This is a genomic window from uncultured Actinomyces sp. (assembly GCF_963542285.1).
Classification (GTDB): Bacteria; Actinomycetota; Actinomycetes; order Actinomycetales; family Actinomycetaceae; genus Pauljensenia.
Genome location: NZ_CAUTWQ010000005.1, coordinates 18,105 through 44,820 on the forward strand (window position 1 = coordinate 18,105; position 26,716 = coordinate 44,820).

Annotated in this window: 26 protein-coding genes; 25 read left to right on the plus strand and 1 reads right to left on the minus strand. The window is 53.4% G+C overall.

The window, feature by feature from the left end:
* Nucleotides 1-98 precede the first annotated feature (98 nt).
* From thrS to RW023_RS03355, 8 genes are read left to right on the plus strand one after another with little or no spacing between them, the layout of a single operon-like run.
* Nucleotides 99-2,087, plus strand: coding sequence for a threonine--tRNA ligase (thrS, locus tag RW023_RS03320; RefSeq protein WP_315579884.1), 1,989 nt, complete (start codon nucleotides 99-101; stop codon nucleotides 2,085-2,087).
* 5 nt (nucleotides 2,088-2,092) lie between these two features.
* Complete coding sequence (locus tag RW023_RS03325) at nucleotides 2,093-2,656, plus strand: HIT domain-containing protein (protein WP_315579885.1); 564 nt, start codon at nucleotides 2,093-2,095, stop codon at nucleotides 2,654-2,656.
* Nucleotides 2,656-3,285 carry a phosphatidylinositol phosphate synthase gene (gene pgsA, locus RW023_RS03330; RefSeq protein ID WP_315579886.1) on the plus strand — a complete coding sequence of 210 codons (630 nt, stop codon included), beginning with the start codon at nucleotides 2,656-2,658 and terminating at the stop codon, nucleotides 3,283-3,285. Before RW023_RS03325 ends, pgsA begins: the two co-directional genes overlap by 1 nt.
* Nucleotides 3,285-4,205, plus strand: a complete 921-nt coding sequence (locus RW023_RS03335) for a lipid A biosynthesis lauroyl acyltransferase (RefSeq protein ID WP_315579887.1) — start codon at nucleotides 3,285-3,287, stop codon at nucleotides 4,203-4,205. Before pgsA ends, RW023_RS03335 begins: the two co-directional genes overlap by 1 nt.
* Entirely contained in the window at nucleotides 4,206-5,384 is a 1,179-nt protein-coding gene (locus RW023_RS03340; RefSeq protein ID WP_315579888.1) for a glycosyltransferase family 4 protein, read from the plus strand.
* Nucleotides 5,377-6,000, plus strand: a complete 624-nt coding sequence (locus RW023_RS03345; protein ID WP_315579889.1) for a hypothetical protein — start codon at nucleotides 5,377-5,379, stop codon at nucleotides 5,998-6,000. The genes RW023_RS03340 and RW023_RS03345 overlap by 8 nt, the downstream gene beginning before the upstream one ends.
* Nucleotides 6,001-7,269, plus strand: coding sequence for a PrsW family intramembrane metalloprotease (locus RW023_RS03350; RefSeq protein ID WP_315579890.1), 1,269 nt, complete (start codon nucleotides 6,001-6,003; stop codon nucleotides 7,267-7,269).
* Nucleotides 7,266-7,781 carry an NUDIX domain-containing protein gene (locus RW023_RS03355; RefSeq protein WP_315579891.1) on the plus strand — a complete coding sequence of 172 codons (516 nt, stop codon included), beginning with the start codon at nucleotides 7,266-7,268 and terminating at the stop codon, nucleotides 7,779-7,781. Before RW023_RS03350 ends, RW023_RS03355 begins: the two co-directional genes overlap by 4 nt.
* Nucleotides 7,782-7,839: 58 nt before the next feature.
* Here RW023_RS03355 and RW023_RS03360 read toward each other — a convergent pair whose 3' ends face one another.
* On the minus strand, nucleotides 7,840-9,078 hold the full coding sequence (locus tag RW023_RS03360; RefSeq protein ID WP_315579892.1) for a glucose-1-phosphate adenylyltransferase: 1,239 nt from the start codon (nucleotides 9,076-9,078) through the stop codon (nucleotides 7,840-7,842).
* Between the two features lie 118 nt (nucleotides 9,079-9,196).
* On the opposite strand from RW023_RS03360, the gene glgA reads away from it, so the two are divergent.
* The 17 genes from glgA to RW023_RS03445 all read left to right on the plus strand — a co-directional run bounded on the left by glgA (nucleotide 9,197) and on the right by RW023_RS03445 (nucleotide 26,709).
* A complete protein-coding gene (glgA, locus tag RW023_RS03365) occupies nucleotides 9,197-10,408 on the plus strand; it encodes a glycogen synthase (RefSeq protein ID WP_315579893.1) in 1,212 nt (403 codons plus the stop codon).
* Between the two features lie 51 nt (nucleotides 10,409-10,459).
* A complete protein-coding gene (locus tag RW023_RS03370; RefSeq protein ID WP_315579894.1) occupies nucleotides 10,460-11,248 on the plus strand; it encodes an ATP-binding cassette domain-containing protein in 789 nt (262 codons plus the stop codon).
* A gap of 35 nt (nucleotides 11,249-11,283) precedes the next feature.
* On the plus strand, nucleotides 11,284-11,715 hold the full coding sequence (locus RW023_RS03375) for an NfeD family protein (protein ID WP_315579895.1): 432 nt from the start codon (nucleotides 11,284-11,286) through the stop codon (nucleotides 11,713-11,715).
* 36 nt (nucleotides 11,716-11,751) lie between these two features.
* Nucleotides 11,752-12,705: an SPFH domain-containing protein gene (locus tag RW023_RS03380; RefSeq protein ID WP_315579896.1), complete on the plus strand. Its 954-nt coding sequence runs from the start codon at nucleotides 11,752-11,754 to the stop codon at nucleotides 12,703-12,705.
* Between the two features lie 9 nt (nucleotides 12,706-12,714).
* A complete protein-coding gene (locus RW023_RS03385; RefSeq protein ID WP_315579897.1) occupies nucleotides 12,715-14,052 on the plus strand; it encodes a glutamine synthetase family protein in 1,338 nt (445 codons plus the stop codon).
* The gene (locus RW023_RS03390) at nucleotides 13,986-17,009 is read left to right on the plus strand and encodes a bifunctional [glutamine synthetase] adenylyltransferase/[glutamine synthetase]-adenylyl-L-tyrosine phosphorylase (RefSeq protein ID WP_315579898.1); all 3,024 of its coding nucleotides are present in this window, start codon (nucleotides 13,986-13,988) and stop codon (nucleotides 17,007-17,009) included. The genes RW023_RS03385 and RW023_RS03390 overlap by 67 nt, the downstream gene beginning before the upstream one ends.
* Nucleotides 17,010-17,036: 27 nt before the next feature.
* Entirely contained in the window at nucleotides 17,037-17,708 is a 672-nt protein-coding gene (locus RW023_RS03395) for a histidine phosphatase family protein (RefSeq protein WP_315579899.1), read from the plus strand.
* A 381-nt stretch (nucleotides 17,709-18,089) separates the two neighbouring features.
* Nucleotides 18,090-18,851, plus strand: a complete 762-nt coding sequence (locus RW023_RS03400) for a YebC/PmpR family DNA-binding transcriptional regulator (RefSeq protein ID WP_009409495.1) — start codon at nucleotides 18,090-18,092, stop codon at nucleotides 18,849-18,851.
* 3 nt (nucleotides 18,852-18,854) lie between these two features.
* A complete protein-coding gene (pdxS, locus tag RW023_RS03405) occupies nucleotides 18,855-19,757 on the plus strand; it encodes a pyridoxal 5'-phosphate synthase lyase subunit PdxS (RefSeq protein WP_315579900.1) in 903 nt (300 codons plus the stop codon).
* Nucleotides 19,751-20,347, plus strand: a complete 597-nt coding sequence (gene pdxT / locus RW023_RS03410) for a pyridoxal 5'-phosphate synthase glutaminase subunit PdxT (RefSeq protein ID WP_315579901.1) — start codon at nucleotides 19,751-19,753, stop codon at nucleotides 20,345-20,347. The genes pdxS and pdxT overlap by 7 nt, the downstream gene beginning before the upstream one ends.
* Before the next feature lie 2 nt (nucleotides 20,348-20,349).
* Nucleotides 20,350-20,979 (plus strand): crossover junction endodeoxyribonuclease RuvC, encoded by a 630-nt coding sequence (ruvC, locus tag RW023_RS03415; protein ID WP_315579902.1) that lies wholly within the window; start codon nucleotides 20,350-20,352, stop codon nucleotides 20,977-20,979.
* A 50-nt stretch (nucleotides 20,980-21,029) separates the two neighbouring features.
* Nucleotides 21,030-21,623 (plus strand): Holliday junction branch migration protein RuvA, encoded by a 594-nt coding sequence (ruvA, locus tag RW023_RS03420; protein ID WP_314501431.1) that lies wholly within the window; start codon nucleotides 21,030-21,032, stop codon nucleotides 21,621-21,623.
* Complete coding sequence (gene ruvB / locus RW023_RS03425; RefSeq protein WP_315579903.1) at nucleotides 21,613-22,647, plus strand: Holliday junction branch migration DNA helicase RuvB; 1,035 nt, start codon at nucleotides 21,613-21,615, stop codon at nucleotides 22,645-22,647. Before ruvA ends, ruvB begins: the two co-directional genes overlap by 11 nt.
* 100 nt (nucleotides 22,648-22,747) lie before the next feature.
* A complete protein-coding gene (locus RW023_RS03430; protein WP_315579904.1) occupies nucleotides 22,748-23,122 on the plus strand; it encodes a preprotein translocase subunit YajC in 375 nt (124 codons plus the stop codon).
* Between the two features lie 28 nt (nucleotides 23,123-23,150).
* Nucleotides 23,151-25,103, plus strand: a complete 1,953-nt coding sequence (secD, locus tag RW023_RS03435) for a protein translocase subunit SecD (RefSeq protein ID WP_315579905.1) — start codon at nucleotides 23,151-23,153, stop codon at nucleotides 25,101-25,103.
* A complete protein-coding gene (gene secF / locus RW023_RS03440) occupies nucleotides 25,100-26,167 on the plus strand; it encodes a protein translocase subunit SecF (protein ID WP_315579906.1) in 1,068 nt (355 codons plus the stop codon). The genes secD and secF overlap by 4 nt, the downstream gene beginning before the upstream one ends.
* On the plus strand, nucleotides 26,167-26,709 hold the full coding sequence (locus RW023_RS03445; protein WP_315579907.1) for an adenine phosphoribosyltransferase: 543 nt from the start codon (nucleotides 26,167-26,169) through the stop codon (nucleotides 26,707-26,709). Before secF ends, RW023_RS03445 begins: the two co-directional genes overlap by 1 nt.
* Nucleotides 26,710-26,716 lie beyond the last annotated feature (7 nt).

Below are 26,716 nucleotides of genomic sequence, written 5' to 3' on the forward strand. Positions count from 1 at the left end.
CCTGCTGATTCTCGAAAGAGCGTTTGACACGCCATCGTATGCGTGCAGTCAGTGGGTAGAGATGGCGCAAGACGCCAGAACCCGAAGGAGCACAGCTCGTGCCTGTTATCAACGCAACTATTGATGGTGTTGCGGTCGAAATTGAAGAAGGCTGCACCGGAACGCAGTACTACGAATCCCGCAGTGATGTCGTCGCGATGACGGTCGATGGGAACGCATGGGATCTTTCCCGCGAAATTCCTGCCGGCGCAATTGTTGACGCAATTACTCTGAATTCCCCAGCAGGCCTAGAGATCCTGCGTCACTCCTGCACTCACGTTATGGCGCAGGCAGTCCAAGAGATCTTCCCCGATGTGAATTTGGGAATTGGACCCTTCATCACTGACGGCTTCTACTATGACTTCGGGAATATTGATTCCGTCACTCCTGAGCTCATGCGCGATATTGAAAAACGCATGAAGCGAATTGTGAAGGAAGGCCAGGCTTTCCGTCGCCGCGTTGTCACTGAGGAAGAAGCACGCGAAGAACTTGCCGATCAGCCCTACAAGCTTGAGCTCATCACCACTAAGGGTGGGGGAGCAGAGGATGCTTCTGTTGAGGTTGGTGGTGCGGAACTCACCATTTACGACAATGTCCGCCGTGATGGGACCACCGCTTGGAAAGACCTCTGCCGTGGTCCGCACCTGCCTTCGACAAAACTCATTGGTAACGGATTTGCGTTGACCAAGTCTTCATCCGCTTACTGGCGCGGTGACCAAGCTAACGATCAACTGCAGCGAATTTACGGAACTGCCTGGGCCTCGAAAGACGACCTTATCGCTTACCAAGAACGACTCAAGGAAGCTGAACGACGCGATCACCGTCGTCTCGGTGCTGAGCTTGATCTTTTCTCCTTCCCAGAGGAGCTTGGTGCTGGTCTTCCCGTTTTCCACCCCAAGGGTGGCGTGCTCAAGCGCGTTATGGAAGATTACGTGCGCGAAGCCCACATTGAAAACGGATTCCTCTATGTGGGTACCCCCCACATCTCAAAGGAAGATCTCTTCCACACCTCGGGTCACCTTCCGTACTATGCGGATGGGATGTTCCCGCCCATGGATGATGACGGTCAGCTGTACTACCTCAAGGCCATGAACTGCCCCATGCACAACCTGATCTTCAGGAGCCGAGGCCGTTCGTACCGCGAGCTTCCGCTGCGCTTCTTTGAGTTCGGCACTGTGTACCGCAATGAGAAGTCCGGTGTTCTTCAGGGGCTCACTCGCGTTCGCTCCATCACTCAGGATGATTCGCACTCCTATGTGATGCCCGAGCAAGCGGGTGATGAAATTAAGCACCTGTTGAACTTCATCTTGACGCTTCTTCGCGATTTCGGTTTGAACGACTTCTACCTCGAGCTCTCTACCCGTGATACCGATGGGAAGAAGAAGGATAAGTTCATCGGAACTGATGAGCAGTGGGAGGAAGCCACCGAAATCTTGCGTCGCTGCGCAGAAGAAACCGGTTTGGATACTGTTCCTGATCCGGGCGGTGCTGCATTCTACGGTCCTAAGATTTCGATTCAGGCCAAGGACGCAATTGGTCGTACCTGGCAGATGTCGACGATTCAATACGACTTCAACCAACCGCACCGTTTCGGTCTGGAGTACACCGCTCCCGATGGAAGCCACCGCGAGCCGGTTATGATTCACTCGGCGAAGTTCGGTTCGATTGAACGCTTCATCGGTGTGCTGACCGAACACTATGCAGGAGCATTCCCAGCGTGGCTCTCGCCCGTGCAGGTACGCCTTGTTCCCGTTGCCGAGGCCTTCGATGAGTACGTGGATACGGTTGCTCAGCGTTTGCGCGAGCGTGGTATTCGCGTCGAAGTCGATCATTCCGATGATCGCTTTGGCAAGAAGATCCGTAACGCCGCAAAGCAGAAGGTTCCCTTCACTTTGATTGCGGGCGGGGAAGACCAAGAAGCGCAGGCAGTGTCCTTCCGTTTCCGCGATGGATCCCAGCTCAATGGTGTTCCCGTTGACGAGGCGGTTGAGCGTATTGCTCACCACATCACGACCCGCAATAACGCTGATCCCAGCGCTGAGGACTGATAGCAATGAGTGACACTCTTCCGACCGAGGATTCCCGGGAATTCGCTGGCGTTCCCGACGGTTTCGACCGTTTATGGACGCCGTACCGAATGGCCTATATTAATGGCGATCACAAGCCCGCCGATTCCTCGTCGGAAGAGTGTCCTTTTTGTGTTGCGCCATCGCGCACAGACGAAGAGGGGCTCATCGTTCATCGCGGTGTGAGCTGTTTCGTTCTGATGAATCTCTTCCCGTATAACTCCGGGCATCTCTTGGTCTGTCCCTACCGCCATGTCTCTGACTACACGGATCTGACTGACGAAGAACGTATTGAACTCGGTCGTTTGACTGCCACTGCAATGCGTGTGGAGCGTGCGACGGCGAATCCCGCAGGATTCAATCTGGGTATGAACCAAGGTGATGTTGCGGGTGCGGGGATCGCTGCCCATCTCCATCAACACGTTGTTCCCAGGTGGGCAGGAGACGCAAACTTCTTCCCAATCATTGCCCGTACCAAGGCAGTGCCTGAACTACTTGAGGATGCGCGTGCTCGGCTAGCCGCTGCATGGCCCATATCATCGGAGGAATAGTGCTTGGAAACCACGGACGCTCGATAACGAAAGCTATTTTTACTCCTGTCGCGAGAGTGCTCTTAGCAGCGCACATTACTCCCAATATGGTGACTATTGCCGGAACCGTTGTGACGATCGCGGTTGCTGTCACGACCTTCCCGTTTGGCTACCTTTGGCAAGGAGCCCTTGCTCTCGCTGTCGTTCTTTTCTGCGACTCGATTGATGGTGTTCTCGCTCGAATGAGTGGGACATCGTCGCCTTTTGGTGCTTTCCTCGACTCGACGATGGACCGCCTGGGGGACGGTGCTGTTTTTGCTTCTCTTGTCGCTTTCGCCGTCTTCACCATGGAACCTTCGACAACGCGAACAGTAGCGATTATCGCGGGCCTCATCGCGATTGTTGGCGCGGCGACCGTTCCCTATGCCCGTGCGCGCGCAGAGTCTGTCGGTGTTATTGCCAAAGTGGGGATTGCAGAGCGTACTGATCGATTGATTGTTGCTCTATTGGGAGCAGCTCTTTACGGTTGGGGTGCTCCAGCCTTCTTCTTTGCCGCAGGGCTATGCTGGGTTGCTTTTGCATCGATCGTTACTGTTATCCAGCGGGTGCATTTCACAGCAACGCATCTTCCTTCACCCCAGGAGTCCTAATGTCAGGGCGTGCCTTGGTATGGGCTTTCCGAGTAGTTCCTCGACTACCTTTCTCCTTGGTCACATGGCTCGGCAGACGTGGAGCCGATCTCATGTGTCTTCTCAATGGTTCCAGCGTGCGCAGAATGCGAGCCAACCATGAGCGTGTTCTCGGACGCAAGATTTCACAACGTGAGCTTCGAGATGCCGTGTGCTCGCATATCAATGCGTATGTTGAGCAGTTGAGTTTTGGTGGCAGCGTTGGTGAGAAGCTTCGTGCACGTGTTGATCTCAGCCAGGCACAAGAATTCCTTCGTCTTGCCAGCGAAGGTCCAGTTGTTTTGGCTTTACCGCATGCGGGAACCTTCGATCGTGTAGGTGCTGCTGTGTGCGCGCAGGGCATTTCCGTACTCACTGTTGCCGAGAGATTGAATCCTCCTGAGCTTTTCGATGCCTTCGTGAAGCTGCGCACGGACGTCGGGATGGAGATTATCGGGGTCTCACCGGGAGATAGTGTTTTTCATTCCTTGCTTGAGCAAGCAAAGGGCAGGAAAAACCTTGTGATCCCGCTTCTTGCTGACCGCGATATCTCCGGAACCGGTATCGAGGTTGAGTTCGGTACCAAATCTGCTTTGGTTGCCGCGGGGCCAGCAGCACTTGCACGAGCGCTCAACGCCCCGCTCATAGCTGGGGTTGTGTCAGATGTTGATGCTTCTGGTAGCCCAGAATTTGTGCGTTTAGAAGTTACTGAGAATCTCTATGATCCACAGGTCGAGGACTTAGACGTACCTGAGCTCACCCAGAAATGGGTGACTGCGCTCCTTCCGATTCTTCAACGTCGGATTCGTGAGTGGCATATGATGCAAGCAGTTTTTGTTGAGGATTTAGATCCGGAGCGCTTGGCTCGGGCGCGTAAGCGTGCGGCACAGAAAGGAGAATAGGTGAGAGTCGGTATCGTTAACCCCTACTCCTGGGATGTGCCGGGTGGCGTTCAGTTCCACATCCGCGATTTCGCGCTGGAGCTAATGAAGCGTGGACACGAGGTGAGCGTCCTCACTCCTGCGAAAAATACTGATGATCTTCCCGAGTGGATCACCACCGTGGGTTCATCGGTCGCTGTTCCTTTTAATGGTTCAGTCGCACGTCTCTCCTTTACTCCTTTGGCTAACATACGAACGAAACGTTGGATTGATGAAGGCTACTTTGATCTTCTTCATGTCCACGAACCAGAAGTACCCTCTATTTCAATGTTGGCGTTGCGTGCAGCCGAGATTCCGGTTGTTGGAACTTTCCATGCAGCATTGGATTATTCCTTCTCTCGTTCCGTTTCTTCCTCTGCGCTTGACCCGCTATTGGAAAAACTTGCTGCCCGTATTGCTGTTTCAGCAGAAGCACGCCGGACGCTCGTTGAGCATAATGGTGGCGATGCGGTGATTATCCCCAATGGGGTTGATACTCATTTCTTCGAGCAGGCCCAGATCAAACCCGAATGGGAAGCAACTCCACAGCGCCCGGTCGTTGTTTTCCTCGGCCGTCTTGATGAACCCCGGAAGGGATTGCCAGTCTTCTCTGCAGCGATCGAAACGGTGCTTGCAGAAATCCCAGGTGCCCGCTTTCTTATTGCTGGACGCGGAAATGCACATGAATACCGCTCACAATTGGAGCGTTTTGGGGACTCAGTCGAATTCCTTGGTGGTGTGAGCGATGAAGATAAGGCTTCGTTACTGAAGGGCGCAAGTGTTTATGTTGCTCCCCAAACCGGTGGGGAATCCTTTGGAATTGTTCTTGTCGAGGCAATGGCAGCCGGTTGTGCAGTACTTGCCTCTGATCTCGAGGCCTTTAGAGCAGTCCTTGAACAAGGAGAAGTAGGTGCCCTATTTGAGGCCGGAAATAGTCAGGATCTGGCTCGTCAACTAGTCAAACTTCTTAGTGACTCTGAGGGACTCGCAATGCTTGCGCACCGCGGAAAAATTGCGAGTTCCCGTTATGGATGGGATACGGTCACCGACCAAGTCTTAGCCTTGTATCAGACCGTCTTAGCCTCTGCGCAAGCGCAGCCATCGGACCCGACGACGCTCGATCTTATCCGTGGCAGGAACGAGGCCGAAGACGATGAGTAATACTTTGACCCTTGTTCTCTTGGTTCTTGTTTTGGTCGCACTGGCGATTGTTGTGCGTCAATCAGCAATTCTTGCAACACGACTTGACCGTCTTCATTGGCGGATTTTAACGACGAGGGATTCGCTGGCATTTCTTCTTGATGAACGAGCACGCTATAGCGAGAGGATCGCTGACTATCCGGGGTTCACCTCTGACGAATCTCAAGAGATCCGGGAGACTTCGACCAGGGCGCGCCGGCAGATGATTCCTCTTGTTGCCGATGGACTAGATCGACGAACAAGCGAGGCAAGCATCCGCGACACCCAAACACGTGAGAAGGTCATCGAATTTTTTGAGATTCAGTCGCAACTTTCAAGAATTCTTCGAAGCGCACTTAACGTAGAGCTCCGTAAAGAGATTGATGGCGATGATTATTGGTCTCGCGAACTGCGCGAACTGGACCAGGTCTCCTATAAGGTCCAACTAGCGCGATCAATGCATAACCTTTACGTTACTCAGACGCATAAGATTCGTGAGAGAAGCTGGGTACGGATTGCACATCTTGCAGGACATGCGCCAATGGCGCAGACAATTGATTTTGATGACGACACGATTGAAGACGGATACGGCTTTTAAATGAGTGAAACACACCCGCGTTGGGGAGGTCCCGGTGAGGACTATCGGCTGAAGAAGATCAGAACGACCGAAGCTGAACTATTCGGTCCTGAAGACCCCGCACCCGCGCAAGCTCCCACATGGCGAATTCCTCAACGTGTCCGCTCGCTGCCTTTCCTTGAAATTATCTTCACAATTTTGGGAACCATCGGTGTCATTGTTCTCATGGTGACGTACGTACGTACGGGTGGTGTTGTCTCCGCTGCAGTCATGACGACCTTGGCATTAATCCCGCTTGTTATTGTCCTCGGAGTGCTGAGTTACCTTGATCGATGGGAGCGTGAGGGCTGGAAATCTAATTTCATCTGCTTCATTTGGGGAGCAGGTGTCGCAACGCTTTCTTCGTTGGTCGTCAATAGCACCTTAAATCTAGATATTGCTCGCACACTCGGTGATCAAGATTCTGCAGCGGTCATCGTGGCTGTTTTTGTTGCACCGGTTGCTGAAGAATTCTTCAAGGGCATTGGTGTCATCATCTTCGTCCTTGCACGCCGAAATTCCATTAATTCGCGACTTGACGGTCTGATCTGCGGAGGCATCGTTGGTGCAGGGTTTGCTTTCATTGAGAATATTCAGTACTTTCTGAGAACCAGCTCTTCCGGTGCATTTATGCTGACAACGACGGTTTTTACCCGAGGTATCCTTTCGCCATTCGTCCATCCGATGGCAACCTCTTTTACTGGAATGGCCATCGCACTTGTTTTGATTCGTCGCTACGGTGCATTGTGGAGCACTATTCGAGTCGTACTTGGTTACCTAACCGCGGTGTTCTTCCATGGTCTATGGAATTTTCTTGCGAGCAGTAATGGTGTCGGCGGTTGGTTCCATTCTTACATCACCATTGAGGTTCCGATTTTTACGTGTTGGTTGATCTATCTGATTACGCAATCTTCACGTGAAGCAAAACATATCCAGCAGGGATTAACTCCTTATGTCGTTCAAGGCTGGGTGCTTCCTGTTGAGCTTCAAATGGTTACCGACCGTGCGCAGCGTCGAAATGCCATCAAGTGGGCTGCTAGCGCAGGTTCAGAGGCCCGTAAAGCAATGAATTTCTTTTTGAATTCTCTTGCCGCCATTGGTCTTGATGAGTATGCGCGTCCTTTAAGAAAGCGTGAAGATCCCGCACGCGATGCTTACGATCGTGAACTGCTGACGAAAGCGGTTGAAGCGCGGAAGAAGTTCCTCTCGTTGACGGAACTTTCGCAAGCGGCACGACGGGTGAGCGCGTGAGCGTTCTACAGTGGCCTCGTGATGAGGAAGGCTTCCCACATCGAAACGCAGCGCGGGTAATCCTCATCGACGAAGGAAATCGTGTTCTTCTTGTAAGAGGACACGACGCTGATAATCCCACGCGCTCATGGTGGTTCACCGTTGGTGGGGGAGTTGAGGACGGGGAAACAAGCCAAGAAACTGCCCTACGAGAAGTCTTCGAAGAGACCGGTATACAACTTCGGCAGAATGAACTCATTGGGCCGGTCGCACGTCGACAGGCAATATTTGACTTTAAGAGTCTTACTGCTCGCCAAGATGAAGAAATTTTCTGGGCACGCGTTCACGCGCAGCCTCTCAGTGATTCTCATTGGACCCCAGAAGAACAACGAGTCATCGATGAATACCGTTGGTGGGATCTTCATGAACTCGAGAAATATGCCGAGAACCATGAGGTATACCCACGCTCACTGTGTGATCTTATTGGGCAATGTCTTAACGGGTGGGATGGAGCTGTAAACATCATTGAATAACTAGAGTGAGCCCCCTGCGGTGATGATCCACGCAGGGGGCTCACTAGGTTCTCACGAACTAACGGGTCACTATTGTTCCCTTGGGGACGACGGTGATTCCTGATTCCGTGACTGTGAAGCCGCGTTCGAGATCGTGTTCCAAATCGACACCGACGATCGCGCCTTCTTCAACGACGACGTTCTTATCCAGGATTGTCTTCACGACCTGTGAGGAACGCCCGACACGCACACCGTGCATGATCACCGAGTCAGTGACTTGCGCCCATGAGTGGACATAGGAATTTGGAGAAACGATGGAGTGGTAAACCTCGCCACCCGAAATAATCACTCCGGGCGAAACGAAGGAGTCCACTGCGTGTCCCATCCGCGAATGCTCATCTCCATAAACGAACTTCGCAGGAGGCAATGAGCCATCCAAAAGCGTCATCGTGGGCCAATCCCTGTTGTAGAGGTTAAAGACCGGATGAACACTAATGAGGTCCATATTTGCCTCATAGTAGGCGTCCAAGGTACCGACATCACGCCAGTAATCGCGGTCTCGATCCGTCGAACCGGGAACGTTGTTGTCCTTGAAGTCGTAGTAGCCGCACATACCACGCTCAACGAACCACGGAATAATATTCCCGCCCATATCGTGCTTCGACAGGGGGTCCTCAGCATCTTCCCGAAGCGCGGCAATCAGATCCTGAGTTGTGAAGACGTAGTTGCCCATCGAAGCCAGAACTTGGGTGGGATCATCCTCGAGGCCAACTGGATTCTGAGGCTTTTCAACGAACCTATCGACGTGGCCATCCTTGCCTTCGATTACCCCGAGGGCCGATGCTACTTCGATGGGCTGGCGAATTCCTGCGACTGTTGCGGGAAGCCCGGAATCGATGTGGTGTTGGACCATCTGTGAGAAGTCCATACGGTAAATATTGTCAGCACCAGTGATGACAATATAGTCGGGATTTTCATCATCAACGATGTTGAGTGACTGGTAGATAGCATCCGCGCTTCCCAAGTACCAGTGTGGCCCACGACGCTGTTGGGCGGGAACTGGGGCAATGAAATTGCCAAGCAGAGGAGAGGTGTACCAGGTACGAGTTACGTGCCTGTCTAATGAATGCGATTTGTACTGAGTCAGTACAACGATCTTCATATAGCCGGAATTGACCATATTTGACAGTGAGAAATCAATGAGTCGGTAATGACCACCGAAGGGAACGGCAGGCTTTGCCCGATCCATGGTGAGAGGCATCAGCCTTTTACCTTCGCCTCCGGCTAGAACGATCGCGAGAACATGATTTTTAGCCATGGCTCTAGAGTATGCGTAAATTCCTCTTTTTGGTTGCCGATTTTAGAACGTGGTGAAGAACATATTGAGAGAGAAATTTCCGCTAAGCTAGAAGCACCCATGCGTCGAAGGAGCTCACATGCGCGTTGACTTGTTGACCAGAGAATACCCGCCACATATTTACGGAGGCGCGGGAGTTCATGTTACTGAATTAGCTAAGGTTCTTCGCTCTCGAGTGGATGAGCTTCGTATTCACGCTTTTGACGGTCCTCGCGAAGATGCGGGAGACGTCATCGGATATTCGGATCTCCCGGAGCTGGCACATGCCAACCCTGCTCTACGCACGCTTGGCGTTGATATCGCCATTGCGGCCGATACGGTTGGCGCTGATCTCGTGCACTCACATACGTGGTATGCAAATTTTGCCGGGCACCTATCGTCCTTGATGAACGATATTCCCCACGTTGTCACGGCTCATTCGCTGGAGCCGCTGCGCCCATGGAAGGCTGAGCAGCTCGGTGGTGGGTACCGCGTTTCCTCTTTCGTTGAGCGTTCTGCCTACGAGGCCGCGGCTGGTATTGTTGCGGTTTCACACGGAATGCGCGAGGACATTTTGCGCGCCTACCCCGCCGTGGATCCCGAACGTGTTCATGTCATCCATAACGGAATTGATCTGTCTCAATGGCATATTCCAACAACCGATGTTGAGAAAGAACATCAGGTTAAGGTCCTTGATCACTGGGGTGTAGATCCGGACAGGCCTTCAGTGATTTTCGTTGGGCGAATTACTCGCCAGAAGGGACTGCCCTACTTCCTGCGCGCTGCACGTCGTCTTCCCGAGGAAGTCCAGGTAATCCTCTGCGCTGGTGCGCCAGATACGCCGCAGATTGCCGCCGAAGTTGAAGGACTAGTGGCCGAGCTACGCGATAGTCGTAATGGTGTCGTTTTGATCTCCGAAATGCTCCCTCGTGCCGATCTTATTGCCCTCTTAGATGCCGCGACTGTCTTTATTACTCCTTCGATCTATGAGCCTCTTGGCATCGTTAATTTGGAGGCTATGGCTGTTGGTCTGCCTGTTGTTGGAACAGCAACGGGCGGTATTCCAGATGTCATTGTCGATGGTGAGACAGGTTATCTTGTGCCGATCGAGCAGCTTCATGATGGGACCGGGACCCCGCTGGATCCTGAACAATTTGAACGCGATATGGCTGATCGCTTGATCGAGGTGCTGTCGTCGCCTCAGAAGGCTCAACAAATGGGGCAAGCAGGTTTGCGCCGCGCACGTGAATTATTCTCGTGGGATGCGATCGGTGATAAGACTGTCGCGCTTTATCAAAAGCTCGTTCACTGAGCTGATGGCTTTGAAGAGGACACCTAATGTGAGCTGCGGGATACTAAGACAATGAATACGGTAATTGAGCTCGATGACGTTGCTTTAACGCGTGGCGAAACGCAGATTCTGACCAACATCACGTGGAATACCCATCGCGGCGAGCAGTGGGCCGTTCTGGGTGCAAATGGGGCAGGAAAAACTTCTCTTGTTCGGGTTGCGAGCGGAAAAGTTCAACCGACAAGCGGAAGTGTTCGTTTTGATGGCAATCCGATCAATGATCTCCAGCCCCAAGAACTTGCATCGCGCTGTTCGTTAGTATCTTTGTCGACCACCCAACGACTACGTGCAAGTATGCGCGTGATTGATGTGGTGCGCTCAGCAGCGTGGGGGGTCTCTGCACCCTTCGCAGAGACTTACGAAGATATCGATACCCGGCGTGCTCGTGACTTGCTCGGTCTTTTCAGTGTTGATCACCTTGAGGAACGTCCTTTCCACACCTTGTCTGAGGGTGAACGCCAAAGGATTGTTCTTGCACGCGGCTTGATGTCGGATCCCGAAGTGCTCATTCTTGATGAACCCACTGCTGGTCTCGACCTTGGAGCGCGAGAGCTTCTCGTTGCCGCGATGGAAGAGATCATCGCAGGAAAGAATGCCCCTCAGGTTATTTTGGTGACGCATCACCTTGAAGAAATTCCACAGGGGGTTACCCACGCAGCGGTGATGAAAGGCGGAGAGATCTTCGCTGCCGGCACAGTCAATGAGGTGCTGAATGGCCGAGTACTTTCAGATGCCTTCGAACTAGCACTCAGCGTAGAGAACGAAAACGGCCGTTGGTTCGCTCGTGGATTACGCCGTTGATCAATTTTTCGGTACACAGAAGTAGGTGAAAACCAATGATTGCATGGTGGATGTGGTTTCTTGCCGCGCTCGTCTTCGGCATCGTCGAGCTCTTGAGTATTACCTTCGTTTTCCTAATGTTTGCCATCGCTGCAATCGCGGCAGGTTTTGTCGCGCTCTTCGGTGGAGGAACCCTAGCCCAGTTCGTCGTTTTCGTCGTTGTTTCAATACTTTTGATCTTCGCGATTCGTCCGTTGATGAAAGGACGTATTCAACGCTCAGGTGAGGATGTTCGAACCAATGCTGATGCGTTGATCGGTAAGACCGGTTACGTCACCCAATTGGTGGGTGAACGTGATGGTCGAATTCAGTTTTCAGGTGGTGAGTGGAGTGCACGAAGTGCCGAAGGTTTGATTCCTGTCGGCGCCGAGGTGACGGTTGTCGCCATTGACGGTGCCACCGCAGTTGTTCAACCACTTCACTCTTAATTTCATTCGGTTTACTCATAGAAAGGGGAGCGACTGATGAATGAAGATCCCGTCGGGAGCATCGTAATGATAGTCGGGGCTGTGCTGGCGATTTTCGTCATGATCGCTATCGCTCGCGCTGTTCGTATTGTCCCGCAGTCTGAAGCATATGTCGTGGAACGACTTGGTCGTTTCCGTTCCGTTCTGCATGGTGGGATTCACCTGCTTGTTCCCTTCGTTGATCGCGTTGCTGCACGCATCGATTTGCGCGAACAGGTTGTCAATTTCCCTTCGCAGTCCGTGATTACTGCAGACCAGGCGATGGTTGAAATTGATTCGGTCATCTATTTCCAGATTACCGATCCTCGTAGTGCAACCTACGAAGTCGCTAACTTCCTGCAGGCGATCGAACAGCTGACTGCAACTACTCTTCGTAACCTCATCGGTTCCTTGGATCTGGAAGAAACTCAGACCAGCCGTGAATCCATCAACAAGCAACTTCGTGGTGTGCTTGATGAAGCAACCGGTCCGTGGGGTATTCGCGTGACACGCGTTGAGCTCAAGTCAATTGAGCCACCGCCGAATGTTCTCTCTGCAATGGTGCAGCAAATTACCGCCGAACGTACGAAGCGCGCCACCATCTTGACCGCTGAAGCCGAGCGTGAGGCGCAAATTAAGAAGGCAGAAGGTGCTAAGCAGGCTGCGGTTCTTGCCGCATCAGCGCAGCAGGAAGCCCAAGTGCTTCAAGCACGTGGTGAGAAGGAAGCACTGATTCTTCAAGCTGAGGGTGCACGCCAAGCGCAGATCCTCCGCGCAGAGGGTGAAGCGGAAGCAATTTCCGTTGTCTTCAATGCGATCAATCAGGGGCATGCAACTCCTGAACTGTTGTCCTACAAGTACTTGGAGATGCTGCCTCGCATTGCTAATGGTCAGGCTTCAAAGTTGTGGGTTCTTCCTTCGGATCTCACCGGTGCACTGGATGCCATCTCCAAGGGTTTTGGTCGCTCCTAAGGTAAGCAGATGAAACAGCAGCAGGAACAGGTCCTTCGTAGTGTTGCCCAGGAAGATATCCGGCTCATCCGTTTGTGGTTTACGGATGTCGCTGGAGTGCTCAAATCGGTCTCGATCGATCCCGGAGAACTCGAAGAGGCTTTTAGCGAGGGAATCGGTTTTGACGGATCTTCCATTGAAGGTCTGACTCGCGTCTACGAATCCGATATGCTCTTGCGCCCTGATGCTGGCACTTTTCAGCGTCTGCATACAAAAGATGGCACTGATGTTCACGGGCGGATGTTCTGTGATGTCCTCACCCCGGATGGTTTGCCATCACCAGCCGATCCCCGAGGCGCGCTCGAGCGCGCAGTTCAGCGTGCCTCGGAGATGGGCTTCTCAGTCTTCGCCCACCCGGAGATTGAGTTTTACCTGCTTCGTCAGCCGGTCGATATCAATCATCTTGAACCGGTTGACCAAGCGGGCTATTTCGATCATGTGACTCGCGGGCTATCTAATGATTTTCGACGCAAGATTGTTCGTGCTCTAGAAGAGACAGGTATCCAGGTAGAGTTCTCGCACCATGAAGGTGGGCCTGGCCAAAATGAAGTTGATCTTCGTGCAGTTGATGCTCTTCATGCTGCCGATAACATCATGACTGCCCGGACGTTGATTGAAGAGGTAGCACTGGCTGAGGGAATGCTCGCTACCTTTATGCCAAAGCCCTTCATTGATCGCCCAGGATCGGGAATGCACACCCATCTTTCCCTGTTCGAAGGGGATGAAAATGCTTTCTACGATCCTTCCGGGCGCTACCAGCTCTCAGAGATTGGTCGCTATTTCATTGCCGGTCTGCTCCACCATGCGCGTGAAATAGCCGCGATTACCAATCAGCATGTGAATTCCTATAAGCGCCTATGGGGCGGGGGAGAAGCGCCTTCCTATATTTGTTGGGGTCACAATAATCGTTCGGCGCTCGTTCGCGTTCCCGTCTATAAGCCTTCAAAGAGGAGCAGCGCGCGCATTGAATATCGGGGACTTGATCCTGCAGCAAATCCCTATCTTGCACTCGCTGTGCTTATTAGCGCTGGTCTTGACGGTATCGAAAACAAAATGCCTCTCGCTGAAGAAGCAGAGGACAATGTGTGGCAACTCAGTGAAACAGAGCGTCAGATTTTAGGCATTCACCCGCTACCTTCGTCGCTTTCTGATGCCCTGCGTGCGATGCGTTCATCGGATTTAGTTGCCGAAGCACTGGGGGAGCAGGTTTTCGAGCACCTTCTTCGCGAAAAAGAGAATGAGTGGCGCGAGTACCGTCGGCAGATTACTCCGGCAGAACTCCGTCAATTCCTCAAGGTCAATGGATGATCTCTGATCGGCAATTACGCCGTTATGGCGTGACTCAGCCTGAGCGTATTCGTACACTCTTCGAATCCTCTGGTCTGAGCGATATTGACCATATTGACTCACTTGAAATATGTGCGGATATCGAACAGTTCGCGGTTTTCTGCGCAAGAGCACACGATGAAGCCCCTTGGCTGACCAACCTGCTACAAAATGATGCTGCCAGTGCCAGACGTCTTGCTGTGGTCCTCGGTTTCTCATCGTGGTGGGGAGACTACCTTCTCCAGAACCCGGGTTTCTTCCTTCCAGATGCTCCCGGCGCGACAAAGCTCTGTATGACCGATGAACTCCAACGACTGCTACCCAAAGGATGGCCTGAGACGGCTGCGGACGGTGCTCTTGATTCTCGCTGCGAAGAGGCGGCCTCGTACCTTCGGATGATCTATCGAAGAAGGCTTTTTGACATCATCGCAGATGATCTCTTGGCCGAGGACCCCTACGCACCCGACCATGTTGAATCTATTACTGGACGTCTCTCGCTAGCTGCAGACGAGGCTCTTCAAGGCGCCCTCTACATTGCTAGCCGACTAGAAGACCCCGATGCTGAGGTGCCTTTGTGCATTATTGCCATGGGAAAGACTGGGGGAGGTGAGCTCAATTATGTTTCCGATGTTGATGTCATGTACGTCCTAGCGGATAGCGCACCCACGGAAGACACAGAAGTTACTCGCTTACGCCTCGAGCGCGCAACGCGTATCGCAAGTCTTGTAGCATCCATCTGCTCCAGTCCCGGCAAAGAGGCGCCGCTGTGGAGCCTGGATGCGAATTTACGTCCGGAGGGCCGTGATGGCGCACTTGTGCGCACCATTGATTCTTACCGAGCCTACTGGGAACGCTGGGCGCAAAACTGGGAGTTTCAAGCGCTCCTCAAGGCGCGTCCCTGTGCTGGCAACATGGAAGTTGGTGCGCGTTTTCTTGAGTATGCTGCGCCCTTTATCTGGGAAGCCTCGGCGCGTCCAGGTTTTGTTGACGACGTTCGTTCGATGCGCGCTCAAGTTGAAAACTCAGTGCCGGCGAAGGTGCGTGACAGTGAATTGAAACTGGGCGTGGGGGGACTGCGTGATATCGAATTTTCAATTCAATTTCTGCAGTTGGTCCACGGGAGAAACGATATCCAGATCAGACAGCGATCGACTCTTGGTGCACTCGAAGCATTAAGTGCACGTGGATATATTGCACGTACGGATGCTGCTAATCTTCGGCAGGCCTATGCGTTCTTGCGTACCCTTGAGCATCGCTCCCAGCTGCTTAGGATGCACCGAACCCATACACTTCCCAGTAGTCCTCGCCAACTCAAACGCCTTCTGCGTTCGCTTCACGGAATGCCCGCCACAGTTGAGCAGCTTCATGAGCAGCTTCGGGCACTTCGATTGCGGGTGCGCGAGCTTCACCATTCGGTATTCTTCCGGCCAATTATTGCTGCAAGCGCTCGTCTGGATGAGGATCTTATTCATCTTGATGACCAAGGAGCCATGGATCGTCTACGAGCGATCGGTTACTTGGACCCGCGCAGCGCCCTCAAACATATCGAGTCTCTATGCGCGGGAACCTCCCGGCGAGCGATGATTCAGCGTCATCTCCTTCCCGTATTACTCTCATGGATTGCCGATGGTGCAGACCCCGATATGGGCTTGCTTAATTTCAGGGTTCTTTCCGATGAGATTGGTGATTCTCATTGGTATTTAGCGCTTCTACGCGATAGCGATTATGCGGCCTCGCAGCTGTGTCGGGTTCTTTCCGCATCCGCTTGGATTGGTTCCTTAATCCGTCTTTTCCCCGAGGCCGTCTCTTGGCTTGATTCACCTGAATTGCTTGCGACACCTTCATTCGAGGTGCTTTCCCGCCAAATGCGTTCGGTTGCGGGAAGGGCGGGGAACATTGACGAGGCGATTGAGAAGATTCGCCTTATTCGTACGCGTGAAGTTTTGCGTATTGCACTTCGCGAGGCCACAGGTTCAAAAGAAGGGGTGGGTAGGGACCTTTGTGTTGTTGCCGATGCGTGTGTGCTCTCGGCGCTCGAAACCTTTAATATTTTTGACGACGGTGAAGAGCACGTTCCCGATATGCACATCGAGCTGTGCGCTTTGGGTAGTTATGGGGCGCGGGAGCTGTCCTATACATCTGATTTGGATGTTCTTGCCGTCGTTGCCGATAGCGGTGATACCAACGCTCTACGACGTGCGCATGATCGAATCACGCGGCTTAAGCAATTGCTTTCTGCATCAAGCCGGGCTCTGCCTGTAGCTTTAGATTTTGCTCTGCGTCCCGAGGGAAAAAACGGAGCCTTAGTGCGCACTCTCGACTCCTATACGGAGTATTACGAACGCTGGGCGCAGGTGTGGGAGAAACAAATGCTTGTTCGTCTGCGTCCCCTTGGTACCGGGAACACCGCAGATGCGCTGTATCAATTTGCGCAAGCATATTGTTTCCACTCGCCTTTGAGTGACGATGAAACCCGTGATATTCAATTAATGAAGGTCCGTGTCGAACGAGAAAGAATTCCCGGGGGGATTGACCCGCGGATGCACATCAAACTTGGCCCCGGAGGTCTTTCTGACATCCAATGGCTTGTCGAACTTCTGCAATTACAGTCGGGCAGTGAGCACGGCGACCTGCGTACATCCTCTACAAGACAAGCTTTGCTGGCACTACTTCACAGAGGAAAACTCACCCAAAGCGACTACCAACGTGCGGCCTCGACTTGGGAATTTGGGCAAGAACTGAGGCGCGCCCGGGTCATAGCGGCTGGCCCGTCTGCCTCAAAAAACGATGTTATTCCCTCAAATAGTGAGCAACTTGTTGCGATGGCTATGCTCATGGGTTATGCGCGCGATGAGCGTGAAGAAATGACGACGAAATGGCTGACCTCCTCACGTAAAATGCGGGAGGTTTTTGAGAAACTGTTTTGGAATATCTCGTGAATCTAGGTGTAGCAGTAGGGGAGCGGCATGAAACTTGCATTAATTAGACATGGACAAACTCCAGCAAACATCACAGCCTCTTTGGATACTCGCCTCCCGGGCTTGCCGCTGACCGAACTTGGGCTTTCACAGGCCGAGAGCCTGAAAGAGCGTTTTGTACGTGAAGTGGCAGGACGATTGGATGCCCTCACTGTTTCTGCGATGAAACGTACGCAGCAGACAGCGGAACCGTTGTGTGAACTTTTTGGAGTGAAACCAGTAGTGACGGCACAGATTCGCGAAGTGAGTGCCGGTGATCTTGAGATGTCATGCGATCCCGTCGCAATCAGGATTTATGTGGAAGCCTGCGCAGCGTGGATGCAAGGAGATTTTTCGCATCGCATGCCCGGCGCTGAGGATGGTTACGAGTTTCTCGGGCGGGTCATCCCCGAAATTCAAGCCGTGATGGAACGCGCTTACCGCTTAGCGGGGGGCGAGGGGACTGGTGCGCTTGTTGCTCATGGAGGTCTGATCCGCGTAATTTCTGCATATCTCAGTGAGGATATTCGCCGGGGAATTCCGCTTACTCGCTTTATGTCAAATACCGGAATTGTGGTGTTTAACGTTGATATCGAAGAGATTCGCGCCCTCAGTAGTGATGGGAGTTTTGCTTCTCTTTCTGCGCTCAGTTGGGACGGGGATCAACTTTGCGGTGACTGAGACGTGGCTCCAGTCTGCGGCGGATTATAAGTGCGCACTTCATAGGGAAAGTTCCGGTACTTGAGGTAATCGATGAGGAATTGCCGGTGTGCTTCGCATGAAAGCCACTTCTTAGTCCGACCGGTATGAATCTTCGGATTTGACCATTCGATGATGAAAACCGCTGAAGTTTCGCATTCTCTTGCAGAGCATACGCAGTGCTCGATACCGCGTCCTAAAGACATGTTCCCTCCTGGAAGAGCCAGGTCAATACTTGGATTTTCTGCGAACATCCACAATGCTGGCGAGGTGCATTGTCCCATAAAACGCGCGCCCGGTGGGGAAGTGAGGGTATGAGCTGTAAACTGGCACAGTATTAATCCAGCCCAAAAGGGAGAAGTAATGTCGGGACACTCTAAGTGGGCGACTACCAAGCACAAGAAGGCGGCGATTGACGCCAAGCGCGGTAAGCTCTTCGCACGACTGATTAAGAATATTGAAGTTGCTGCTCGTACCGGTGGCGGTGACCCCGCCGGAAATCCCACCCTCTTTGATGCTATTCAGAAGGCAAAGAAGAACTCTGTTCCCGCAGATAACATCGATCGCGCCGTCAAGCGTGGTTCGGGTGCAGAAGCCGGTGGTGCAAATTACGAAACCATCATGTACGAAGGATATGGCCCCAATGGTGTCGCCTTCTTGGTTGAGTGTTTGACTGACAACCGTAATCGTGCGGCATCCGATGTTCGTCTGGGATTCACTCGTCACGGCGGCTCGCTAGCCGATCCAGGTTCGGTTGCCTACCTGTTCTCGAGGCGTGGTGTCATTGAGGTGCCCGCTGCAGATGGTGTAGACGAAGACTCCATCATGGAAGCCGTTCTTGACGCCGGTGCCGAAGAAGTTGAAGACCTCGGTGAGGGCTTCGTTATTGAGTGCGAGCCCAGCGATGTCGTTGCAGTCCGCAAGGCGCTGCAGGAAGCGGGTATTGACTATGACTCGGCGGAAGTTCAATTTGTCGCCTCCACCGAAGTTGAACTCGATCTTGAAGGTGCGCTTAAGGTCAATAAGCTCATTGACGCACTTGAAGATTCTGACGATGTGCAGAACATCTATACCAATATGTCTCTTTCTGATGAGGTGCAGGCCCAGCTGGAAGAAGAGGAGTGAGTGATGACTGAGCAGACGGCAACTCGCGAGGTTGGAACCCCTCAGGTCAAGCGCGGAATGGCTCAGATGCTCAAGGGCGGTGTCATCATGGATGTCGTCACTCCTGAGCAAGCGAAGATCGCTGAAGATGCTGGTGCCGTTGCAGTTATGGCACTCGAGCGTGTCCCTGCGGATATTCGCGCGCAGGGCGGTGTTGCTCGGATGTCAGATCCTGATCTGATTGACGGCATTATCAACGCTGTCTCCATTCCGGTTATGGCAAAGGCTCGCATCGGTCACTTTGTTGAAGCACAGGTTCTGCAGTCCCTTGGTGTTGACTACATCGACGAGTCCGAGGTGCTGACCCCCGCCGACTACAGCCACCACATCGACAAGTGGAAGTTCACTGTCCCCTTCGTCTGCGGTGCGACCAACCTCGGTGAGGCGCTGCGCCGTATCAACGAGGGCGCGGCCATGATCCGTTCTAAGGGCGAGGCCGGCACCGGTGACGTTTCCAACGCGACGACGCATATGCGCAAGATTCGCGACGAGATCCGCCACTTGACCTCCTTGCCCGAGGATGAGCTCTACGTTGCGGCCAAGGAACTCCAGGCACCCTACGAGCTTGTTGCTGAGGTTGCTCGCGAGGGTCGCCTCCCCGTCGTGCTCTTCACGGCCGGTGGCATTGCCACCCCCGCCGACGCTGCCATGATGATGCAGCTGGGTGCCGAAGGCGTCTTTGTTGGCTCTGGCATTTTCAAGTCGGGTGATCCTGCGAAGCGTGCGGCCGCTATCGTCAAGGCGACGACTTTCTACGATGATCCTTCGGTCATTGCAGAGGTTTCGCGTGGGCTTGGTGAAGCAATGGTTGGTATTAATGTTGACGACCTTCCCGTTGACCATCGATTGGCTGAACGCGGATGGTAAATATTGGCATTCTCGCCCTTCAGGGTGATGTCGCCGAACATGTGCGGGCGCTGGAAGAATCCGGCGCCCGCGCTGTCCTAGTGCGACGTAGCGAGGAACTCGCGTCTGTTGACGGTTTGGTCATTCCTGGCGGCGAATCGACAACAATGTCCAATCTGCTGCTTTCATTCGGCATTTTTGATCAGCTCGCTGAGCAGATATCGAACGGCATGCCGGTCTATGGGACATGCGCGGGAATGATTATGCTAGCGACGACGATTCTTGATGGCAGGGAGGACCAGCGTTCATTTGGCGCCATCGACATGGTTGTGCGTCGAAATGCCTTTGGCCGTCAGGTGGACTCTTACGAAGAAGAGCTTGATATCAAAGGCATCGAGGGCAAGCCTTTCCCCGCCGTCTTTATTAGGGCGCCTTGGGTTGAGTCAGTGGGTGAGTCTGTCGACGTGCTCGCACGCGCCGGAAATACTCCCGATGGACCTATTGTTGCTGTCCGCAGCGGTCAGGCACTCGCAACCTCCTTCCACCCGGAGATCGGCACGGACTGGCGCTTCCACGAACTCTTTACACGGATGGTTCAGCGAGAATCTTAATCATGCGAGTTTTGGGAATTGACCCGGGTATTACACGCTGTGGCTTGGGCGTTGTTGACGTCGATCCCTCTCGGCGTGCGTCGATGGTTTTTGTCGGAGTTGCCCGGTCTTCAACCGAACTAGCCCAGCATTTTCGGTTAGCCAAGATCGCTGATGCAATTGATCATGTAATCTCCCTATACGAACCTGAGGTCGTTGCCATCGAACAGGTTTTCGCTCAGGACAATCTTCGTTCGGTTTCGACGACTATGCAGGTTATGGGAGTTGCACTCGCCGCTGCGGGACGAGCTGGACTTCCCATGGCGATACATACCCCATCAGAAGTAAAAAGCGCAGTGACGGGGAATGGCAATGCTGATAAGGCGCAGGTACAGCACATGGTTGCTCGTATTCTGGGATTAGATAAGCCCCCGAAACCCGCTGATGCCGCTGACTCATTAGCTATCGCAATCTGCCATGCATGGCGAGGGACTGGATTGCTTGGAGCTCGGGGAGACTCTACAGTTGCCGTTTCTCAGTCAGGAAAGCTTTCGGCTAGGGGGAGTCTGACTCCAGCACAACAAATGTGGGCAGAGGCTCAAGCTGCACAGCGCCGAACCGGCGCGGTCGACCCCCGTCGTCGACGTAGCTAGGGTATCGTACGTATGTTCGGTCCCATCAAGAGCATTGTTGAGGAGAAAGCATGATTTCCCGAGTTCTCGGCAGCATCGCACGCATCGGTGTGGGTGACGTCGTTGTTGTCCACGGAGGTATCGGCTTTCAGGTTTTCGTCACTCCACCTTTTGCCAGTGAACTCCACAAAGGTGATGATGTTGAGCTCTATACCCATCTGATTGTTCGTGAAGATTCTTTAACACTCTATGGGTTCAAGACTGAAGAAGAGCGCGAAGTATTCGAAATTCTCATGTCAGTAAGCGGTATCGGCCCCAGGATTGGCCTGGCAGCTCTTTCTGTTTTCACCCCGAATGATCTACGGCGGGCTGTGGCAGATCAAGATACCGCAGCTCTTGCTAGGATCCCCGGTGTTGGTAAGAAGGTTGCCTCGCGCATGCTTGTGGAGCTGGGCGATAAGCTCGGACTCCCGGCTGAACTTCCTCAGGCCTCGGCACCAATGTCGGGAGTAGTCGAAGCAGAGGTAAAGGCAGCGCTGATTGGCTTGGGATGGAATGATGCAAAGGCAGACGCTGCGCTGGCCGAGTTAGGTGGAAATGGTCTCAATGCGTCGGATCTCTTACGCGCAGCATTGATTAAGCTGGGAGGCGCAAATGGCCGGTGAGTTCGAGACCTCTGTCAATATCGTTGCTCCAGACGCGGGAGAACTTGAGAGGGCCGCCGAGGCTGCGCTCCGCCCCAAGCGTTTGAGCGAATTTGTTGGCCAGAAGGTTGTCCGTGATCAGCTTCAGTTAGTGCTGGATGCTGCGCGAGCTCGTGGTGCGAGCGCCGATCACGTCCTACTAGCGGGACCGCCTGGACTGGGCAAGACGACACTGGCAATGATCATCGCTGCTGAAATGGGGACATCTCTGCGCCTCACTTCAGGACCAGCGATTCAACATGCTGGTGATTTAGCGGCAATTTTATCGGGGCTTCAGGAAGGTGATGTTCTCTTCATTGATGAGATTCATCGGCTTGCCCGTACCGCTGAGGAAATGCTTTACCTCGCAATGGAGGATTTCCGAGTCGATGTAGTCGTTGGTAAAGGTCCTGGTGCGACGTCGATTCCGCTGACCCTCCCGCCCTTCACTGTTGTTGGTGCGACAACTCGTTCTGGCCTTCTTCCTGCACCACTTCGTGATCGCTTTGGTTTCACCGCTCATCTCGAGTTTTACTCGACGGAAGACCTTGAAATGGTTGTTCGGCGTTCTGCAGAGCTTCTTTCTACTCCCATTGATGCGCAAGCAGCCCATGAAATCGCCTCGCGTTCTAGGGGCACTCCTCGAATCGCCAATAGGCTGCTGCGTCGTGTTGTTGATTACGCTCAAGTCCGAGGCAATGGTCAGCTCACGCTTGAGGCCGCGCGAGGTGCTCTTGAGCTCTTCGAGGTCGATGCGTTTGGCCTTGACCGTCTGGACCGTGCCGTTCTTGACGCAATGTGTCGCCGATTTGCGGGAGGGCCGGTTGGTCTTACCACCCTTGCAGTGACTGTTGGCGAGGAAGCAGAAACCGTCGAGACTGTCGCAGAGCCCTATTTGGTTCGTGAAGGTTTTATTCTGAGGACGACACGCGGTCGGATGGCAACCGCTAAAGCGTGGAAACACCTTGGTTTAGCGCCACCAGCTGAATCTGCTCTTTTTGAGTAATCTCGTTTTTACATTGGGATGTCACCCAAATGTGCTGCTTCCTATTACACTGTATGCGGATAGCTTTCATGCATTCCTACCCCAAGAAGAAAGATTGATCGTGAATACACCGTTCCTGCTTTTCGCCGCCCTGATGCTTGTCGTCATGTTTATTTTTAATAGTCGCGCTCGAAAGCGTATGGCTGAACAGGAAAAGAAGGCTGAAGCACGTCGTAAGGAAATGATGGTCCCCGGAGCGTGGGTTCGTATGCGCTCTGGATTCTGGGGACGTTTCGTTGACCAAGATGGTGAGATCGTCATTCTTGAGACCCCCGGTGGCCACGAAACTTATTGGGATCAGCGGGCAATTCTGGACGTGGCTGAGGAACTTCCGTTCCAGATCACTGATGCAGAGAAAGACGACGCTTCTGGTGACTCTGAAGAAGAGCCGGTTCTCGGCTTGGATTCGCAGGACGATTCGGCCGAGACGAAGTGATCCCGAGGGGAACTAAAGGTAGACCATCGTGACAACTCAAAAGCGCCATCCTTGGCGCGCTCTATTTACCCTGATCTTTATTTTTGTTCTTGGTACAGCATCTCTTGTTGTTGGAAAACTAACGAATAAAGGTGCTTCATACACTCCTTCGCTTGCTTTGGACTTGCAGGGTGGTACGCAGTTGATCCTGACTCCGGTTGCTTCTGGAGGGGGGGATCGCGAGGTTACTGAGAACGACATTACCGAGGCGATCAATATCATTCGTCAGCGTATCGACGCCTCAGGTGTATCCGAGTCCGAGATCTCTTCCCTGGGCTCATCGAATATCTCGGTGTCGATTCCGGGTACTCCTTCACAGGAAACTCTGAACCTGATCCGCTCGTCCTCCCAGATGAATTTCCGCCCGGTTCTAGCGATGCTTCCCGCGGTTACTCAATCGCAAAGTAACCCGACCCCGAGCGCGACCGATTCTAGTGATCAGACGCAGGTGAACAATCCTGAGGCTTCTGCAAGCCCAACGCCCTCAGCGTCTGAGTCTGCCACGCCCAGCGAATCTGCATCTCCCTCGGCCTCGGCGAGCCCCTCAACTGTTAGCTCCGCGCTGAGCCCTGAGCAAGCAAGAGAACTGGCCGATCAGAATAAGGATGGTCAGCTCTCGGATACTCCCACTGAACAGCCTGAGAACAACTCAGATCTGAAGTGGGCGACCGAGCAAGCTATCTACGATCTGTACACTCTTGATTGCACGACCGGCCGCGGTGGTCGCACCGAAGGACCTGCCGATAAGCCCTATGCTGCATGTGATTCAAACGGACAGATTAAGTACCTGCTTGGTCCCGTTGATGTTTCAGGTTCGAACCTCTCTAAAGCCACTGCCGGGATGGTCATGAACTCTCAGGGACACTCCACCGGTGAGTGGGGCGTTGATCTGACCTTCAACGCTGAGGGAACCAAGCAGTTTGCTGAGGCTTCAAAGCGTCTTTACGATCTGCGTAATGACACACAGAGTGGGACGAGCTACGGTAATCCGGACCGGAATCACTTTGCCGTTGTTTTGGACGGCCAAGTGATCACCGCGCCGTCGATGAACGCTGAGATTACCACTGGTACCGCGCAGATTACGGGTAACTTCACTGCAAAGAGTGCCGCTGCTCTTGCTAACCAGTTGAGCTTCGGTTCGCTCCCGTTGAACTTCGAGGTCCAATCTGAGCAGCAGATTTCGGCAACCCTTGGCTCCGAGCACTTGGAGAAGGGCCTGTGGGCAGGCTTGGTTGGTCTGGTTCTTGTTGTGCTTTACATGATTTGGCAGTACCGAGGCTTGGCAATCATCTCTGCTGGTTCGCTTGTCGTCGCGGGCGGCTTGACTTACCTCGTCATCACGGTCTTGTCATGGGCAGTCGGATACCGTCTGTCGCTTGCGGGTATTGCCGGCTTGATCGTTTCAGTCGGTGTGACAGCAGACTCCTTCATCGTGTATTTCGAGCGTATTCGCGACGAAGTGCGTGATGGCCGTCCGCTCAGCGCCGCTGTCGATGAAGGTTGGGATCGCGCCAAGCGAACCATTTTGGTTTCGGATGCGGTCAACCTCGTTGCTGCAGTGGTTCTTTACATCCTGGCTGTTGGTGGCGTTCAGGGCTTCGCATTTACCCTTGGCGTGACCACAGTCGTCGACCTGATCGTGATCTTCCTCTTCACACACCCGATGATGGAGTTGCTCATCCGTACCGAGTTCTTCGGTGGGGGACATAAGCTCTCCGGTCTTGACCCCGAGCACCTCGGTGCCCGTTCGGCGGTTACCTATGCCGGCCGAGGCCGAGTCGTGATTTCGGGTGCTGGTTCAGCTAGCAGCACTCCCGAGACCAACGCTGAGGGCCAGCCGCTTTCTCTGGCAGAACGTAAGCGTGCAGCACGTTTGGCCGAGCAGGGGAGTCAAGAAGCCGAGGACAACACTTCTTCCGAGCAGGCAGGAGAAGAACAATGATGAGTTATGCCCAGTGGGGCAACGCCCTTTATTCGGGCGAGAAGTCCTATCGGATTGTCCCGAAGCGTCGGATTTTTGTCCGAGCAGCCTTGGCCGTGATAGTAATTTGTGCGATTCTCATTGGAATCTTCGGGCTTAATCGGTCATTCGAATTCACCGGCGGTTCACAATTCACTTTGACGGGTCTTTCTGATACTTCCCAGCAGCCGGCATACGATGCTATCCAAAAGGGAAACCTTGCCTCTGAAGTTCGTGTCTCCTCTGTCGGCGTTGACGGCATTCGAGTCCAGACCGAATCTTTGGATTCGCAAAAGACACTCGACGTTCGCGAAGCCCTTGCAAGCGCCTACAAGGTCGATGCGAAGGATGTTCAGTCTGCGTCTATCGGTCCTTCCTGGGGGCGCGATGTTACTGCTAAAGCTGCGCAATCGCTTCTAATTTTCTTGACGCTTGTCGCAGTGCTGATGGCTGCATACTTCAGATCGTGGACGATGTCCGTCGCGGCGATTTTCGCGCTCTTCCACGATATCGCGACGACGATTGGTTTCTTCGCAGTTACTCGTGTTGAGGTTTCGCCAGCAACAGTTATCGGCTTCCTAACGATTTTGGGTTATTCGCTTTATGACACCGTCGTGGTGTTCGATAAGGTTCGAGAACTCACAAAGGGCATTAACGATCAAAATCGCTATACCTATGGCGACATGGTCAACCTTGCTGTGAACCAGACAATGGTACGTTCGCTCAATACCTCGATCGTGGCCTTGCTTCCGGTTGGCTCAATTCTTGTCATCGGTTCGATTCTTCTGGGTGCGGGCACATTGACCGACATTTCTCTTGCTCTGTTCGTCGGTATGATCGTCGGAACGTATTCCTCGATCTTCATTGCTTCGCCCTTGTTGGTTATGCTGGAAGAACGCCGCTCGTCAACCAAGGAACACGATGCTTTGGTCGCGAAGCGACGCGAACGCGAAGGTCATTCCGGTGACGATGTACGTGTGGCCCCGGTCCAGCCTGGTCGTCGCCTTGGAAATGAAGCCCAACCCAAGAGGAAGAAGGCCCGCTGATGAGCGCAGAGCTCGGAGCAGAAGTTAGCGAACTTGTCCGCACCCATCTCCGCGAAGTGCAAGACTTCCCTGAAGAAGGCGTGCTTTTCCGCGATATCACCCCTCTTTTGGCGGATGGCGGTGCCTTCGCGGAATTGATTCGCTTGCTGGCTGACCACTACCGCGGGAGTATCGACGCGGTTGCAGGCCTGGAATCTCGCGGTTTTATCCTTGCAGCACCTTTGGCGACTGCGCTCGGCATTGGAATGATCACTGTGCGTAAGGGAGGAAAGCTTCCCGGTCCGGTAATCGGCATCGATTACGAGCTTGAATACGGTAAGGCTCGGATGGAGCTTAATCCGGGTCTCGTTGAAGAAGGCGCGCGTGTCTTAGTCGTTGATGATGTTTTGGCTACTGGCGGAACGGCAGCTGCTTCTGTCAGGCTTCTCGAACAGTGTGGTGCGAAGGTAGAGGCCGTCGCAATCCTTTTGGAACTTGAAGCTCTTGGCGGACGATCCAAGCTTGAACCTCACGTTAAGGTTGAAACTGCTGTCGTTTTCTAACTCGAGG